Genomic DNA, 16030 nt, shown 5'->3' with positions numbered 1-16030 from the left:
GGCATGACAGACCTCAAAGGCGCGCTGATCGGCTGCGGGTTCTTCGCAGTCAACCAGATGCACGGCTGGCGTGACGCCGAAGGGGCGCGCATCGTGGCCATCTGCGATCGTGATCCCGAGAGGCTGAAGGCGGTCGGCGACGCGTTCGACATTCAGCGGCGCTACACCTCGGCCGAGGACCTTTTTGCCGATGGCGGCTTCGATTTCGTCGACATCGCCACGACCGTGGGAAGTCACCGGGCGCTGGTGGAAATGGCCGCGCGACACGGGGTCGCGACGATCTGTCAAAAGCCGATCGCGCCCACCATGGCGGACGCCAAGGCAATGGTCTCGGCTTGCGCGAAATCAGGCGTGGCGTTCATGGTTCACGAGAATTTCCGCTGGCAGTCGCCGATACGGGCGGTAAAGGCGGCGATCGACAGCGGCGCGATCGGCGAGGTGTTCTGGGGGCGGATAAGCTTCCGATCGGGTTACGACGTGTTCTCCGGCCAGCCCTATCTCGCAACGGGCAAACGCTTCATCATCGAGGATCTCGGCATTCATGCGCTCGACGTCGCGCGCTACATCTTCGGTGATGCGACGGCGGTGACCGCGCGCACGCGCCGGGTCAATCCGGCGATTGCCGGCGAGGACGTCGCGACGATGCTCCTGGACCATGACGGGGGGATCACATCGATCGTCGACTGCAGCTACGCGACCAGGCTGCCGATCGAGCCCTTTCCCGAGACCCTCGTGGAGGTGGACGGGAGCAAGGGCACCTTGCGGCTAACGCAGGGCTATCACCTTGCCGTTCACGCGAAGGGGGCTACCAAGCTGACGAATGTGGAACCGCCCGTCCTTTCCTGGGCGTCGCCTCCCTGGCACAACATTCAGGAGAGCGTCGCGCTGATCCAGCAGCATTGGATCGAAGCCTTGCGGGCCGGACGCGAGCCGGATACGTCCGGCCGCGACAATCTCGAGACCTTCGCCCTGGTCGAGGCCTCCTATCTGAGCGCGGCGGAAGGGCGGACCGTTTCACTCGCGGAGGTTCTCGGATGACGGTCTCCCGTGCCTTTCTCCTCTTCGGCACCGACGAGAAGGAGCCGGAGGCGCGCAGGATCGAGGCGGGCCGCTTGAGCGCCGATTTCGTTAGCGGCAATCTGCGCACGATCCGCTTTGCCGGCAAGGAGGTACTCAGGGCCATCTCCTTTCTCGTCCGAGACCGGGATTGGGGCACCTGCGAGGCGGAAATCCGCGACCTGACATTTGAGGAGGGCCGGGCCGGGACAGTCGTTCGGTACTCCGCCAGGTTCCGGTCGCCGGATGGGGCTCTTCTCGATTGCAGCGCCACTATCGACCTGAAGCCCGACCGCCTCGTCTTCGGCGCGCGCTTCACGCCGGATCGCGATTTCGAAACGGCGCGCGCCGGCTTCGCCGTCCTGCATCCGATCGTCGGTCTGGCCGGGCGGCCGGTCCAGGTGGAGCATGGAGACGGCACGGTCGAACGGTCGGTCTTCCCGGACCTCATCGAGCCCTGGCAGCCGTTCATGGACATCGCGGCGATTACCCACGAAGTTTCGCCCGGCATCAAGGCCGAGTGCCGCTTCGCCGGCGACGTGTTCGAGATGGAGGACCAGCGGAACTGGACCGACGGCTCCTACAAGACCTACGTGCGCCCGCTGGAACTGCCCTGGCCCTATCTGCTGAAGGCGGGTGAGACGGTGCACCAGGGCGTGACGCTTTCGATTCTCGCGGCTGAGGACACCGCCGAGCTGGAAGAGCGCAGCCAAGGCAAAATTCGCCTTTCGCTCAGGCGCGATGCGGGAAGATTGCCCGAGATCGGCATCGGCCTGCGGCCGGACGCTGCAGCCGAAGAGCTGGACAATGCGGGGCTTCTGAAGCGCGTCGGCGCACGGCACCTCGTCTGCCATTTCGACCCGGATGCCGGCCACGGTCTGACTGACCTTCGGCACTTCCGAAGCGTGGCCGACGCGTCGGGCTGTGCGGTGACACTCGAATGTTTCGTTCCATGCAAGCGACCCCTCGATGCGGAACTCGGCGAGATCGCGCAGCTTGTGCGCCAGAGCGGCCTCGACCTCGCAAGCCTGGCCGTCTCTCCCTCGGTCGACCGGCAGTCGACGCCGCCCGGTAGCGTCTGGCCGGACTGCCCGCCGCTCGAAGACATCTATGCGGCCGCTCGGAAGGCGTTTCCGGGCGTGCCGCTCGGCGGCGGCATGTTCAGCTATTTCACCGAGCTCAACCGTAAGCGGGTGCCCGCCGAAGGACTTTCCTACGTCACCCACTGCACCAGCCCGATCGTCCATGCGGCCGACGACACGAGCGTGATGCAGACCTTCGAGGCGTTGCGGGACGTAACCCGGTCCGTCCGCGCGATCTATGGCGCGAAGCCCTATCGCATAGGTCCCTCCACGATTGCCATGCGCCAGAACCCCTATGGCAGCGCGACGAAGGACAATCCGTTCGGCAAGCGGATCGCCATGGCGGCGCGGGACCCCCGACATAACGCGCTCTTCGGCGCTGCCTGGACGCTTGCCTATGCCGCGACGGTTGCCGATGCGGAGCCCGAGCTATTGACGCTTTCGACGCTTACGGGACCATTCGGGCTGATCGCCAGCGCCGGGGAGCCCGTCGAAGCCGGTCGGACGAGACCGCTGTCTCATGTCCTGACCTGGCTCGCGCAGCTGTCGGACGGCATGCGGATCGCGGTCGAAACATCCGCGCCCGAATGCGTTGCCGGCCTTGGTGCGGCGTTGAATGGAACGAGTACCTTGTTGCTTGCCAATCTCACACCCGATCTGCAACGGGTGATGCTTCCCGAGGCCGGCGCGCGTAGCCTTACGCTCCTCGACGAGACCTGGTTGCGCGATGGCGCGGAGGAACTGGAGGCGAAAGCGCACCAAAGCGACATCCTCGACCTGCCCGCTTATGCGGCTGCCCGCATCGATATGCAGTGATTCACGTCGGTCTGATGAAGGCTTGAGCGCGAAAGCGCGAGAGCGACGACTACTGGTGACTCCTTCCACGCGCCCTCCTGTGGTATCCTCTCGGCTTGCGCTTCCTCCTGGGGGGTAAGAAAATGGAAGCTCTTGCAGCCCTGGCGCGAAACTGCATCGTCACGTTATTGTGCGGTTGCGCGCTCTTCGCACCTTCGCTTGCTGCCGAGGAGGCCGATGACGTCGCGACCGGGACGCGGCTTGCCGAGTTATTGCGAGCCGCCCGAAACGTCCTTTCGAATTACCAGTCGCTCATCAATGACCCGGCAATCGGAGACAAGAAACTCGACGGCGAGCGGTTCACGGCCGAAGCGATCGCCCTTTATGGCGAGCGCACCGGCCATCCGTTGATCTCGAATGATCTCGGCGATCGCGACCGCAAGCTTCTCCAGGCGCAGATCGAGGCGATGCGGGAAGTCGTGAATGAAGAGCAGGACGACATAAACCGCCCCGGGATCGGGTTCAAGGGTTTCGTCCCGGCCATTTTCGCGCGTCTGATGAACGAGAAATTTGCCGTCAAGGCGGGCAATGAGGCGCTGGTCCGGGTCACGGCGCCGGAGGTTCTGGTGCGCAACCGCAAGTCGCTTCCCGATGCTTGGGAGGCCCGGGTCATCAACGAGGTCTTCTCGGATCCGCAGAGGCCGAAGGGTGAACTCTATACGGAAGTGACGCAGGTGAACGGCCGCCCGGCGTTCCGGATGCTGCTGCCGGAATATTACACGGAGTCCTGTCTTTCCTGTCACGGTTCGCCGAAGGGTGAAATCGACGTCACCGGCTATCCGAAGGAAGGCGGCAAGGCCGGCGATCTGGGCGGTGCCATCAGCATCGTCTTGTTCAAATGAGTGCGCTTGGGCATGAGCTCGGGTCGACACAGGCCGCCCGGCCCGCGAAAAGGCTCGACAGCCGGATCACCGATCTGCCGATCTCTGCCCGCGTGGCCGCGCTCACCGCGGCCGGCCTGATCAGCCTTGTCCTTTCGTCCCTGTTTCTCACGCAGGCGCTTTATCGCAGTGCCGAGCGCATGGCCGAAACCAGGGAGCTCTTCGATCGGGCGGCATCGGCCGCATCGGCCCATGTGGCATTCGGCGATCTCAGATATTGGCTGACCGATCTCTCCGTCAGTCTGCTGATGAACTCCCAGCGCAACGCCGACGAGGCCCGCGAACGGTTGCAGGAACAGTTGGCGGGCCTCGCAAAGCACGCGCCCGAGGCGGTGGAGGCAATTCGTACGGAAGTCGACGCCTATGTCGAAACGGCTCTGCAGGCCGCCGACAGCTACACCCAGGACAACCGCATCGTCGGCAACGCCTTGCTGGCAAAGGCGCGTACCCACAGCGGCAAGGTCGATGCGGATCTCAACAGGCTCGTGGAACAGGTAAAGGCCGAGGCGGAAGCTGCCCGCAACGAGGTCGTCGTGCAAACCGAGAAGACAGCCACGACCGCGGCCATCCTGGTGGGCGGCGTGGTGTTGATCGGTTCGCTGCTGACGCTCCTCGTCCTGCGCTCTATCGTCGGCCCGCTGCGGCGCCTCAATCGCGTCATCGGCGACCTGACGGAGGGACGTTACGACGTCGATATCCCCGAAGAGGGCGGCGACGAACTGGGAGCGATGGCAAGGACGCTTTCGCTCTTCCGGGAAAGCGCCATCGAAAAGAAAAAACTCGAAGACGAAGCGGAGCGGCAGCGGCGGACGATCGCAGCCGCGCTCGAGGTGATTTCGGATGGCTTCGTCCTCTATGATTCCGAGGACAGAATCCTGGTCGCCAACAGCAAATATTGCGAAATCTTCCCGAGCCACAAGCCGAATACGCTCCGCGGCAGGAGCTTCCGCGAAATCGTGGAGCAGAACCTGGAGATGGGCCAGGTGGATCTCGAAGGCAAGTCGCCGCAAGAGTGGGTCGACGAGCGCGTAAGGCTGCATCGGGACCCTGCCGGCCTCGTTGACGAGAAGCGGTTCGGCGACAAGTGGGTCCGCATCAGCAAACGAAAGATTCCGGATGGCGGAACGGTCGCCGTCTACACCGACATCACCGAGCTCAAGCAGCGGCAGGTCGAACTCGAGCGCGCGAAGAGCCACGCGGAGTCGGCAAACGAGGCCAAGAGCCAGTTCCTCGCCTCCATGAGCCACGAGTTGCGCACGCCCCTCAATGCGATCATCGGCTACAGCGAGATGCTGATAGAGGAGGCACGCGACCACGAGGATGAGGAGCTCGTCCCGGACCTCGACAAGATAGCGTCCGCGGGTCGCCATCTTCTTTCGCTCATCAACGACATTCTCGACCTGTCGAAGATCGAGGCGAACAAGATGGAGGTTTTCCTCGAGACCTTCAGCGTTGCCGACCTGCTCCGTGACGTTGCGGCGACGGTCGCGCCGTTGATGGCCAGGAACGGAAACGAGTTCACGCACGACTTCGAAGCCGATCTCGGCGAGATGCATTCCGACCAGACCAAGCTGCGCCAGAACCTTTTCAACCTGCTCAGCAATGCGGCCAAGTTCACGAATGGCGGGCGAGTGACCCTGAGGGTCCGGCGGGAGCAAAGATCGGACCGCGACTGGCTTGTGTTCCAGGTCTCCGACACCGGCATCGGCATGTCACCGGAGCAGCAGGAACGGCTTTTCAATGCCTTCACCCAGGCGGATGCCTCAACCACCCGAAACTACGGCGGCACGGGCCTGGGCTTGAGCATCACGCGCAGCTTCTGCCGCATGATCGGCGGCGTCGTTACCGTCGAAAGCGAATTCGGCAAGGGTTCCATGTTCACCATGGAGGTGCCGGCGCAGTGCGAGAGAGAGGCCGACGGACCGCCGGCCGAACCCGTACCGCAGGTCGGGTCGGGCCGCACCGCACTCATCATCGACGACGAGCCGGCTGCCCGCAGCCTTATCGCAAAGGCACTGGCGGAAGCGGGCCTCGCTTCGATCGAGGCATCGAACGGACAGGAAGGATTGTCTGCCGCACGCAAGCATCGGCCAGACGCGATCATCCTCGATATCATCATGCCGCATCAGGACGGCTGGTCGGTCCTGCGCGCTCTGAAGAACGATCCCGAATTATGCACGATCCCGGTGATCCTGGCGACGATCCTGGCAGACCGCGAGCTGGGTCTTTCGCTCGGCGCGGTCGAATATCTGACGAAGCCGATCGATACCGACAAGCTGGTCCGGACGATCGAGACATTCGGGGGCGGCAAGCACGACGTTCTGGTCGTCGACGACGACCAGGCCTCCCGCGAGTTTCTCAGGCGCATTCTGGTCAAGAGAAAGTGGACCGTACACGAAGCGGGCGACGGGGTCCGCGGACTGGAAATGATGAAGCGGATTCTGCCGCGTCTCGTCCTGCTCGACCTTCTGATGCCGGAAATGGATGGGTTCCAGACGCTCAGCGAAATGCAGAGGATTCCGGAGCTGCAGAACATTCCGGTGGTGGTGGTCACGTCGAAGGACCTCTCCGCAAACGAGCTGAAATGGTTGCGCGACCGCGCGGTCGCTGTCGTGAACAAAGGCGCAAACAGCCGCTCCCAGCTGGTCGCGGCACTCGAACGTCAGATCGGAACGGGCGCTTCGGTCGGCAAAGCCCTCGCGGACGGCTGAACATATGCAGGAGGAGAGCCGCAAATGACGAGAATCCTTCTGGTGGAAGACAATGAAATGAACCGCGACATGCTTTCCCGGCGGCTGTCTCGCCGGGGCTTCGACGTGCTGATTGCTGAAAACGGAAAGGCCGGCGTCGAACTTGCCGCATCCGAAAAGCCGGACCTGATCCTCATGGATATGAGCCTGCCGGTGATGGACGGCTGGGAAGCGACACGACGGATCAAGGCCAATCCGCTGACATCCGGAATACCGGTCATCGCCCTGACGGCGCATGCAATGGCAAGCGACCGGGAGATGGCCCTTGAAGCCGGATGCGACGATTACGACAGCAAGCCGGTCGACTTGCCCAAACTCGTTCGCAAGATCGAGCAGCTGCTCGCGGTATAGGTGGGAAAATGACCACCGGCAACGACTTCCAGCACCAGGCGATCGCCGCTCACGTGGCCCAGCGATTGGCCGGCCCGGCGCGGGCAATCCTGGGCTTCCAGGAACTGCTGATCGAGCAGGCGCGGGATCTCGGTTTGATCCACATTAAGAGCGATCTCGACCGGATCGGTGCTGCAGCAAGGCAACTGAACGGCTTTATCGATCGCCTTCTCGAGGGCACTGCCTGCGCTCTGGAGGAAGGAGAAGCGGAGGCGGAGGCAAGACTCCGCCACGACCTGCGCACACCGCTCAACGCCATCATAGGCTATTCCGAAATGATCCTCGAAGAGGCAGGCGATGCGCCGGAGCATGCGCTGAAGGAAGACCTCCATGTGATACTGTCGGCGGCGGCAGAGCTCCTGAGGCAGGTCGACGCCCTCGCCAGCCTTTCGCGCGGGGAAACGGTCGAGATGCTTCAACCGGGGGAACGCGCCGAAATCGACGCGGCAGGGCTCGAGCGACTTCTGTTCAAGGCGCAAGAGATTGCATGGCCGGAGCAGGGGGGCAGGATCCTCGTCGTCGACGACGTGGCCAGCAATCGTGATCTCTTGTCCCGGCGGCTGCGGCGCGAAGGTCATCGCGTGGTCACCGCCGAATCCGGACTGTCCGCGCTGGCGAAATTGGCCGAGGGCGAGTTCGACCTCATCCTGCTCGACATTCTGATGCCGGACATGAACGGCATCGAGATGCTGTCGCGATTGAAGTCTGAGGAGCGATGGAAGCACGTCCCGGTCATCATGATCTCGGGCTTGAGTGATGTCACGGCGGTAGCCCGCTGCATCGAGGCCGGCGCCGACGATTATCTGACGAAGCCTTTCAATCCGATACTTCTGCGCGCGCGGATCAATTCCACGCTCGAGAAGAAGCGCTGGCTCGACCGGGAGCATCGCTACCTCCAGGAGATAAAAGCGGAAAAGCTGCGGGCGGATTCCCTCATTCGCGCGATCCTGCCCGACCAGATCGTTGTGCGGCTGCAGGATGGCGAAGAGATCATCGCCGACCGCTTCGAAGAGGTCTCCATTCTATTTGCCGATATCGTCGGCTTTTCGCCCATTGCAGCAAGATCGACTGCGTCCGATCTGGTCAGGCGCCTGGACGGAATGTTCAGGAGGTTCGATCTGCTTACGGAGCAGCACCGTGTCGAGAAGATCAAGACCATAGGAGACGCCTATATGGCCGCCTGCGGGATCCCGGAGCCTGCGCCGGATCATGCCGACCGGGTCGTGGCCCTCGGAAAGTCCATGCTTCGATCCTTGCAGGACACGGAAGCCGGGCCCGACCGTTTTCGGGTTCGGATCGGAATCCATACGGGGCCAGTCGTCGCCGGACTGATCGGGCGGCTCCGGTTCGTCTACGACGTGTGGGGAGAAACGGTGAACATAGCGAGCCGGCTCGAATCCCAGGGGGTGGCCGATTGCATACAGATCTCCGAGGCGACGAAGCGCGCGCTGCGCAGTCAATGGACGCTCGAGCGCCGTTGCGCGCTGGAGCTACGGGGCATAGGCGCAGTCGAGAGCTACCTCGTTCGATGACGCCTCCGGTTTCCGGGAAGGTTCTTTCCGGCATCCCAGTTCTTCGCCCTGCGGGCAGCCTTTATTCCGCCCGTTTCTTCATTCTCTGTTAAGGAATACATTCCTCTGAGGAGATGGTGCTCATGGCCCTCGGCGCATCCCAACGTTTGCATGACGGTGTTGCGGCCGTGGAAACCATGACGCGTTTTGCACTTGCGGTGCTGGCGCTTGCCTCGGGCGTCTATACCTATCTCGGCGTCCGCAGCATTCTCGACGGCTCCCCGACGTCGGTCTTCTTCGCGGCGATCATCTATTCGGCCTCGGTTTCCGTCGGTATCTACGCCTTCTGGTCCTATATGGCCCGCTTCTATCCGCATGTGACCCACCATACGGGCCGGGCCGCCATGCTGGGCGTGATGGCTCTGGGTGCGGCTATGATCATCGCCATGTCGAGCTGGCTCAATGCGGCGGCACTGGCAGGTTCCGCCGCGCTCGAACAGCATCTTGCGGAAACGGTGGAGGATTATACCGCCGACCTGGACCAGGCGCATCAGAACGCGCTTGCGGCCCAGAGCCTGCTGCCCGATATCCAGCGCGCATCCGAACGCTTCGCCCAGCTTGCCGCTTCGGAGCGGCAATCGGGGGCGCTCACCGGCACGACGGGGTCCGGAAGCGTGGTGCAGCTTCTGTCGCAAATGTCGGCTCAGATGAAGGATCTGGAAAATGGTATCAACGCCTCCCGCGAACAGGTGACGGTACTTTTCAACCAGGGGCAGAAGCGGCTCGAGACGATGCGGACGCTGGTTTCCGCGCCGGGTGCGGTCGCACCGCGTGCCGATCAGTTCTCCTCGGAAGTGGTGGCGCTCACAGGCGTCATAACGTCGCTCGGACAGACTTCGATCGCGCCTTCGATCCGCCGTGCCGCAGACGACCTGTCGCTCGGCTTCATCGCACCCGTGGCCGACGGCGGCGATGCGGATCTCGTCAATCGCCAGGACCGGGTGATGGAGACTGTCCGAGCCTCGGTGGCGGCGCAATCCAAGGTCCTCTCCGAAGCGGCTGACGAAATACTGGCGCGTGCGCCGGTGGCGGAGCGGCGTTTCGTTCCGCTTTCATCCGCCGAGGCGGTACTGCGCTATGCGACCGATTTCATTCCCGCCTGGGCAGGCGCCATTTCCATCGACCTGCTGCCGGGCGTGCTGGTCTTCATTCTGGCCGCGGTTCACAGCGCCATCCGCAAGCAGGAGGAGAAGCTGCCCTTTGCCGAGCGCATTACGGCGGCCGAGCTCCTGCAGGCCTTGGAAGTGCAGCGCGCCGTGACGGCGAATGGCGGGCAACTCGGCGACATCGTGGCTCAGGCGGAAGCGGAGGAGCCGAACAACATCACCAGCCTCGACCCGAGGACGCGTGCAAAGGATCGGTCGCATGAGGATCGATGAAGCGATCAAGGCGCTGGTCCGGATCGACGACGGTGTGCTGATGCGCGGCGCCTTCTTCGCGATGCTGGCGGCCGCGAGTGTCTTCCTGCTGATCGACCTGCGCGAAATCTCCGCGATGAATGCCGGACTCCCCGGTTTCGATCCGATGCTCGAGGATCGGCCGGTCCTGCCTCCGGCATTGACCGAGGCTGCGCCCAACGGCCCGCCAGTCCAACCGGGAAGCTCCGACGAAGTGCTGCGCCAGCCGATGAGGTTCGATCTCCGATCCGGCGGCGTCCTGCTCGCCGAGGGCACGATCGACCTCGGCGCCGGTTCGCGCTTCGCCGAGGAGATCGAAGCGCGCGGCGAATATGTGAGGACCGTCGCCCTCAACTCGCCCGGTGGTTCGGTGGACGATGCGCTCGCGATGTCGAAACTGATCCGCGAGAAGAAGCTCGATACCAAGGTCGCATCGAAGGCGCTCTGCGCGTCCTCCTGCCCGATCGTTTTTGCCGGGGGTGTCGCGCGTGTGGCGGAAAAGGACGCATTGATCGGCGTGCATCAGGTTTTCAGCGGCGGCGAGGAACGGCCGACACCGGCCCAAGCCATGTCTTTCGCACAATCCACCACGGCCAGAGTCGCCCGCCATCTCGATACGATGGGAGTCGGCCCGGGCCTCTGGATCAACGCTCTCGAAACACCGCCGGACAGGCTCTATTACCTGACTGAAAAGGAGATGGTTGATTTTCATCTGACCACGGAGCCGGTCGCGACAGCCAAGACGAAGGGCTAGGTGCAGCGGTTTTTCACGCGGAGATGCGTAGTATCCAAAGGCCTTTCATTTTTTCATTGAGACACTGAAAGACTCACGCCTCGTACATCTCAGTCACCCTCATCGGGTATGTTGAGCAGATGACCGCAGGCCTTGCAGTGGACGGCGTCGGTGTCGTGCCTCTGCAAGCCGCATTGAGGGCACGGGAAACTGACCTTGTAGGGTCTGACAACGGCCTGGGCGAGCCTTACGAACAGCGATATGCCGACGATCATCGTGATGACCGAGGTGAGCTTGCCGAGCGTGCCCGGCAGGGTGATGTCCCCGAAGCCCGTCGTGGTGATCGTAGCCACCGTGAAATAGAGTGCATCGACGAAGCCTTCGCCGCCTTCCCGGTGATAGAAGAACGTCGTGTAAACGAAGCCGGTGACGACGAAGAGGAATACGAGAAAGTTCAGACAGGCACGGAAGACATCCTGCAGATGCAACCACCCGGCGCGGCGAAGACCTTCGAGCAGGAGCGGACTCTTGCCGATCGCCCAGATGCGCATCACCCTGAGGAAGGCGAAGTTGAACAGCAGGTCGGGGAAGAGAAGCGTGCCGAGAATGACCACATCGATCCAGGTCATCGGCCGCCGGAGGAAACGCTCGATCGAAGGCGCGGCCAACGCTCTCGCGATGAGCTCGCACCCGATCCATGCGGCGATGATGTAGTCGATGATGAGATAGGACGGACCCGCTCTCAGATAGGGGCCCAGGATGAAAAAGGCGAGGATGCTGAGGTCGATGATGGCAAGCAGCGCCTGCCAGCGCAACGCCCACGGGTCCCGTCCGCGTTCCAATCTCTGAAGCGCCAGCCTTGTCGAATTTAACTTCGAATGCGCCCGCAGCTGGTCAGTCATATCCATGGAGCTGAAATAGGGGACGCCGAATCCCGGGTCAAGGAGCATGCCTTGGCTGTTCAGGAACGTGGCGAGCTCAAAGTTGCAGCCGTGCCGTTCAGGCAGCAATCCCAATCCAGCATGGTCGCGAGTGTCAGACGCCCGCAAGCTTCCTCAGGTCGTCGACTGCGCCGGGCGCGGCGGCAAGGACGATCGAGCCGCGGGTCAAACTCTCTCCCTCAGTGGGGAAGGGCAGGTGCCAGCCGCCCGCTTCCTGGACGAGACAGTAGCCGGCGAGACAATCCCATGCGTGCATATAGGGCTCGTAATAGCCCACCAGGCGGCCGGCGGCGACATAGGCAAGCATGAGTGCGCCGGAACCGTTGCGCATGAAGGTGCCGCCGGCCTCCAGCAGGTTTTCCACCATCTGTCCGACGAAGGCCGGCTTGACATAGTTGTTGGCGCCGAGCCCGGTCACGTGGTTGCGGATGGTGCGCGAACCATCGAGCGTGAGCGCCTTGCCGTTGAGACGCGCGCCGAGGCCGAGTGCCGCCGCGTAGAGTTCACCGTGACATGGTGCGGCGATGACCCCCACTACCGGTATGCCGGCATGAACGAGGGCGATGGAGACGCACCAGTTGGGCATGCCGTTGACGAAAGGGCTCGTGCCGTCGATCGGATCGACCGCCCATGTGAAGCCTGAGCGGCCGGGAACGAGACCATATTCCTCACCGAGCACGCCGTCGTCCGGGTACGCCTCCGCGATTCGATCGCGGATGAGATTTTCGACTTCGCGATCGGCAATGGAAACCAGGTCCTGCGGGTCGCGCTTCGTTTCGATGATCAGCGTTTCGCGGCGAGCGAAAAAATCGAGCGCCATTGCGCCCGCCTCGCGCCCGATGGTTTCGGCCAGTGCCAGGCGGGCTTCGAGCCCGGGGACGACGTGAGAAGTCATGAGGGAATCCTTGGTTGCAAATTGCCGGGGCTAACCGTTGATGAGGGCAATGCCGCGCTCCTTGAAGGCGATTGCCACATTCGTTTGGGGCGCAAGTGCCCGCTCCACCGCCGGGTCGACCACGAAGAGCGTCCCGGCTGCCGTCTTGACTTCGTACTCCACATGATCGCCGAGATAGGCCGTATGGGTGATCTCGCCTGAAAAACTGCCGGCTGCGGACGGCTCCAGCGTGATCGCGTTCGGGCGCACCGCAAGCTTCGCCGGTCCGGGGCGCATTCCGCGGCCGCTCACGCGATGCGTCAGCCGTTCCACACGGATCGTGGCCTCGTGGCCGTCGACGTCGATCACGTCGCAGGCAACGACATTGGCTTCGCCCATGAAGTCGGCGATGAAGGCGGAGGCCGGCGTTTCGTAGAGTTCGCGCGGGGCGCCCTCCTGGGCTATGCTCCCGTCCTTCATCACGATGATGCGGTCGGAGACGGCGAGGGCTTCGTCCTGATCGTGCGTGACATAGACCGCGGTGAAACCGAGCCGCTGCTGCAGTTCGCGGATTTCGGTCCGGACGCGGCGCCTCAGCCTTGCATCGAGATTTGACAGCGGCTCGTCGAGGAGGAGAACCTGGGGCTCCAGCACCAGTGCACGGGCGACCGCGACGCGCTGCTGCTGCCCGCCGGAGAGCTCGGCCGGCAGGCGCTGGCCCATGCCGGGAAGGCCGACCAGGGCCAGTCCTTCCTCGGCTCTTTCGCGCGCTTCCTTGCGCTTCATGCCTGACGACTCCAGGCCGTAGGCCACGTTGTCGAGGGCGTTCATGTGTGGGAAGAGAGCATAGGACTGGAAGACCATCGAGACGTCGCGCTCGTTTGCGGGCAGCATCGTCACGTCCTTGCCGCCGATCAGGATGCGGCCGGATGTCGGATGTTCGAGGCCGGCCAGCATCCGAAGCGTCGTCGTCTTGCCGCAGCCGGAGGGTCCGAGCAGGGTGACGAGCGTGCCTGGTTCGATGGTCAGCGACAGGTCGGGAATGGCGGTGAAGGCACCGAACTTCTTGCATATGTTCCGGAAGACGACGGAACCGGGAGCCACGACGGTCATGCGGTTTTCTCCTGGGGAAGGGGAGCGGGCGCGCGGGCAACGGCCTGGACGCGGTTTTCGCGCCGAAGCCTGCGTTCGCCGACGACAAGCTGGAAGCAGGCGATGACCGATATCATCACCACGATCAGCATGGAGGAATAGGCGATCGCCACACCGTATTCGCCGTTTTCGACCAGCCCGACGATATAGGCCGTCGCCATGTTGTACTCGGCGCTGACCAGGAAGATGACGGCGCTGATCGAAGTGATCGCGCGCACGAAGGAATAGACGAGCGCGGCCGTGATCGCCGGCCGCAAAAGCGGCAGAATAACCTTGCGGATGGTGCGGAAGCTATCGGCCCGGAGCGTCAGAGATGCCTCGTCGAGGCTTCGGTCGAGCTGGCTCATCGCCGCCACCCCGCCGCGCACGCCGACGGGCATGTTGCGGAAGACGAAACAGGCAACGAGGATCAGAGCGCTGCCGGTCATTTCGAGCGGCGGCAGGTTGAAGGCCATGATGTAGCTGATGCCGATCACCGTCCCCGGAATGGCGAAGCTCATCATCAGGGCGAACTCGAAGAGTTCGCGGCCGGCGAACCTCTGGCGCACGATCAGATAGGCGGTCAGGAGCCCGACGGCTGCCGTGAGCGGTGCCGAGATCAGGGCAATCTCCATCGTCGTCCAGAAGGAGTTCCACGCAACGCCCGTCCAGGCGATGCCGCCGTCGCGGAACTCGACGGAGAATGCCTTCACGTAGTGGGTGAGCGTCAGCGAGTTGTCCAGCCCCCAGGTCTTCACGAAGCCGCCGACGAGGATCATGCCGTAAACGACGAGCGTGAAGAGCGCCCAGGGAATGACTAGGGCATGGACCGCGATTGAAACCGTGCGCGGCAGGGCGGCGTGACTGCCGCTGTCGCCCTTTCCGGTAACCGTCGCGAAGCTCTTTCCCGAAAGCCAGAAGCGCTGCGCCAAAAAGGCCGTCAGCGTGAAACAGAGGAGAATGATGGCGAGCACGGCGGCGCGGGAGGGATCGTTCTGCGAGCCGACGACGGCGAAGAAAATTTCCGTCGAAAGAACGCCATGGCTGCCGCCCAGCACCAGCGGATTTCCGAAATCGGCCATGCTTTCGATGAAGCCGATGAGGAATGCATTGGCGAGCCCCGGCTTCATCAGCGGCAGCGAGATGCGCCAGAAAGTGCGCCAGCGGTCCGCCCTCAGCGTCTGCGAGGCCTCCTCCATCGACGGGCTGACGCCTTCGACGACGCCGATCAGCACAAGGAAGGAGATGGGCGTGAAGGACAGGACCTGCGCAATCCAGATACCGGTGAGGCCATAGAGCCAGCGGCCGGGCTCGACGCCGATCAGCGTGGACAGGGCTTCGGTGATGACGCCTGAACGACCGAAGAGCAGAGTGAGCGCGAGGCCGACCACGAAGGGCGGCGTGATGATCGGCAGCACCGTCAACAGCCGGAGGCTCCGTTTGTAACGGAAGCCGGTACGGGTCGCGACCAGGGCGAAGGCAAGGCCGAGGATGGTCGAGCCGCCCGCGGTCATCACCGCCAGCCAGAAAGTCCGCCACGCGATCCCGCAGCGCCCGCCGCCGACGACGCAGTCGAGACTCCAGATCGACGGATCCACGATATTGCGGGTGAAGCCTTCCGGATTGAAGGAGCCGTCGAAATCCTGGAAGGCGCCGACCAGCATGCTCCCGACAGGATAGAAGACGAAGACGGCGACGAGAAAGACAAGCATCGAGATGGCCGAGACGACGAAGGCGTCGCCCTTCATCACGCCGCGTTCGGCCAGCCCGAAGGCGAAAAGGAGGACGAAGACGAGCGCCGCGAACACCGCCCCCGCGCCCATCGAGGGCTGGCCGTCCGCAAGCGCGCCGAACAGCGATTCGCTGATCGTCCAGTTCCAGCCGGAAAAGCCGATGGCGAGGCCCTGAAGAGCCAAAACGGCGATGCCGCCTGCGCCTGTCCAGGCAAGGAAGCTTCCTCGCCGCGCGGGATCGCCGATGAGGCGAGCAGCGGCGGCGACCATCATGGCCAGCGCCGGAAGTATCAGCCACCATTTACCGAAGGAAGCGATCTGAAGCAGACCCGGCGCTGCGGCCGGTTCTTCCGGAAAGGCGGAAAGCCAGCCGAAGGCGAAGAAACCGCCGTCGATCCTGTACCAGGGAAGGAGGAGGAAGGCAGCAAGCCCGAGAGCCAGCGCGATATCCAGTCTGCGGTTGTGGGTTTTCATGGATGGGCTGTCCGTGCCGCCGTGTCACGATGAGTTCTTCCGAATACAAGCGAGATCGCTGCCGTTACAAAGGACGCGATGCGAGCGGAACAGCTCATCTGGCCGAGATTGCCGGATTCGAGCCGACGGTTTCCCGACGGCTCGAACCCGTTTGAAAGGCGC

The 16030-nt window shown here is 63.3% G+C and carries 12 protein-coding genes; 8 read left to right on the top strand and 4 right to left on the bottom strand.

The window, feature by feature from the left end; translation table 11 throughout:
• Nucleotides 1-3 precede the first annotated feature (3 nt).
• The 8 genes from AC6CIG_RS17380 to AC6CIG_RS17345 all read left to right on the top strand — a co-directional run bounded on the left by AC6CIG_RS17380 (nucleotide 4) and on the right by AC6CIG_RS17345 (nucleotide 10736).
• Nucleotides 4-1038: a Gfo/Idh/MocA family protein gene (locus tag AC6CIG_RS17380; protein ID WP_033047669.1), complete on the top strand. Its 1035-nt coding sequence runs from the start codon at nucleotides 4-6 to the stop codon at nucleotides 1036-1038.
• Nucleotides 1035-2954 (top strand): D-apionate lactonase, encoded by a 1920-nt coding sequence (gene apnL, locus AC6CIG_RS17375; protein ID WP_498323141.1) that lies wholly within the window; start codon nucleotides 1035-1037, stop codon nucleotides 2952-2954. Before AC6CIG_RS17380 ends, apnL begins: the two co-directional genes overlap by 4 nt.
• Before the next feature lie 122 nt (nucleotides 2955-3076).
• Nucleotides 3077-3835: a Tll0287-like domain-containing protein gene (locus AC6CIG_RS17370; protein WP_018097894.1), complete on the top strand. Its 759-nt coding sequence runs from the start codon at nucleotides 3077-3079 to the stop codon at nucleotides 3833-3835.
• Nucleotides 3832-6585, top strand: a complete 2754-nt coding sequence (locus AC6CIG_RS17365) for a response regulator (RefSeq protein ID WP_498323140.1) — start codon at nucleotides 3832-3834, stop codon at nucleotides 6583-6585. The genes AC6CIG_RS17370 and AC6CIG_RS17365 overlap by 4 nt, the downstream gene beginning before the upstream one ends.
• A 24-nt stretch (nucleotides 6586-6609) precedes the next feature.
• Nucleotides 6610-6975 (top strand): response regulator, encoded by a 366-nt coding sequence (locus AC6CIG_RS17360; RefSeq protein WP_018097892.1) that lies wholly within the window; start codon nucleotides 6610-6612, stop codon nucleotides 6973-6975.
• 8 nt (nucleotides 6976-6983) lie between these two features.
• Nucleotides 6984-8546 carry an adenylate/guanylate cyclase domain-containing protein gene (locus tag AC6CIG_RS17355; protein WP_018097891.1) on the top strand — a complete coding sequence of 521 codons (1563 nt, stop codon included), beginning with the start codon at nucleotides 6984-6986 and terminating at the stop codon, nucleotides 8544-8546.
• 122 nt (nucleotides 8547-8668) lie between these two features.
• Nucleotides 8669-9964 (top strand): hypothetical protein, encoded by a 1296-nt coding sequence (locus AC6CIG_RS17350; protein ID WP_026168907.1) that lies wholly within the window; start codon nucleotides 8669-8671, stop codon nucleotides 9962-9964.
• A complete protein-coding gene (locus AC6CIG_RS17345; RefSeq protein WP_498323138.1) occupies nucleotides 9951-10736 on the top strand; it encodes a COG3904 family protein in 786 nt (261 codons plus the stop codon). The genes AC6CIG_RS17350 and AC6CIG_RS17345 overlap by 14 nt, the downstream gene beginning before the upstream one ends.
• Before the next feature lie 89 nt (nucleotides 10737-10825).
• On the opposite strand, the gene AC6CIG_RS17340 is transcribed toward AC6CIG_RS17345, so the two are convergent.
• The 4 genes from AC6CIG_RS17340 to AC6CIG_RS17325 form a co-directional block, all read right to left on the bottom strand.
• The gene (locus AC6CIG_RS17340) at nucleotides 10826-11623 is read right to left on the bottom strand and encodes a potassium channel family protein (protein ID WP_498323272.1); all 798 of its coding nucleotides are present in this window, start codon (nucleotides 11621-11623) and stop codon (nucleotides 10826-10828) included.
• Between the two features lie 127 nt (nucleotides 11624-11750).
• Nucleotides 11751-12551 carry an inositol monophosphatase family protein gene (locus AC6CIG_RS17335; RefSeq protein ID WP_018097887.1) on the bottom strand — a complete coding sequence of 267 codons (801 nt, stop codon included), beginning with the start codon at nucleotides 12549-12551 and terminating at the stop codon, nucleotides 11751-11753.
• Nucleotides 12552-12581: 30 nt separating this feature from the next.
• Nucleotides 12582-13643, bottom strand: coding sequence for an ABC transporter ATP-binding protein (locus tag AC6CIG_RS17330; RefSeq protein WP_102762830.1), 1062 nt, complete (start codon nucleotides 13641-13643; stop codon nucleotides 12582-12584).
• Complete coding sequence (locus tag AC6CIG_RS17325; RefSeq protein ID WP_498323136.1) at nucleotides 13640-15868, bottom strand: ABC transporter permease; 2229 nt, start codon at nucleotides 15866-15868, stop codon at nucleotides 13640-13642. Before AC6CIG_RS17325 ends, AC6CIG_RS17330 begins: the two co-directional genes overlap by 4 nt.
• Nucleotides 15869-16030 lie beyond the last annotated feature (162 nt).

The organism is Sinorhizobium sp. GQ132 (assembly GCF_059758575.1).
Note: the sequence above shows the minus strand (reverse complement) of the source record. Positions and strands in the feature narration are given on the sequence as shown.

Bases quoted from the DNA above. Each gene is read 5' to 3' on its own strand.
- AC6CIG_RS17380 (WP_033047669.1), top strand. From the start codon at position 4: ATGACAGACCTCAAAGGCGCGCTGATCGGCTGCGGGTTCTTCGCAGTC.
- apnL (WP_498323141.1), top strand. From the start codon at position 1,035: ATGACGGTCTCCCGTGCCTTTCTCCTCTTCGGCACCGACGAGAAGGAG.
- AC6CIG_RS17370 (WP_018097894.1), top strand. From the start codon at position 3,077: ATGGAAGCTCTTGCAGCCCTGGCGCGAAACTGCATCGTCACGTTATTG.
- AC6CIG_RS17365 (WP_498323140.1), top strand. From the start codon at position 3,832: ATGAGTGCGCTTGGGCATGAGCTCGGGTCGACACAGGCCGCCCGGCCC.
- AC6CIG_RS17360 (WP_018097892.1), top strand. From the start codon at position 6,610: ATGACGAGAATCCTTCTGGTGGAAGACAATGAAATGAACCGCGACATG.
- AC6CIG_RS17355 (WP_018097891.1), top strand. From the start codon at position 6,984: ATGACCACCGGCAACGACTTCCAGCACCAGGCGATCGCCGCTCACGTG.
- AC6CIG_RS17350 (WP_026168907.1), top strand. From the start codon at position 8,669: ATGGCCCTCGGCGCATCCCAACGTTTGCATGACGGTGTTGCGGCCGTG.
- AC6CIG_RS17345 (WP_498323138.1), top strand. From the start codon at position 9,951: ATGAGGATCGATGAAGCGATCAAGGCGCTGGTCCGGATCGACGACGGT.
- AC6CIG_RS17340 (WP_498323272.1), bottom strand. From the start codon at position 11,623: ATGGATATGACTGACCAGCTGCGGGCGCATTCGAAGTTAAATTCGACA.
- AC6CIG_RS17335 (WP_018097887.1), bottom strand. From the start codon at position 12,551: ATGACTTCTCACGTCGTCCCCGGGCTCGAAGCCCGCCTGGCACTGGCC.
- AC6CIG_RS17330 (WP_102762830.1), bottom strand. From the start codon at position 13,643: ATGACCGTCGTGGCTCCCGGTTCCGTCGTCTTCCGGAACATATGCAAG.
- AC6CIG_RS17325 (WP_498323136.1), bottom strand. From the start codon at position 15,868: ATGAAAACCCACAACCGCAGACTGGATATCGCGCTGGCTCTCGGGCTT.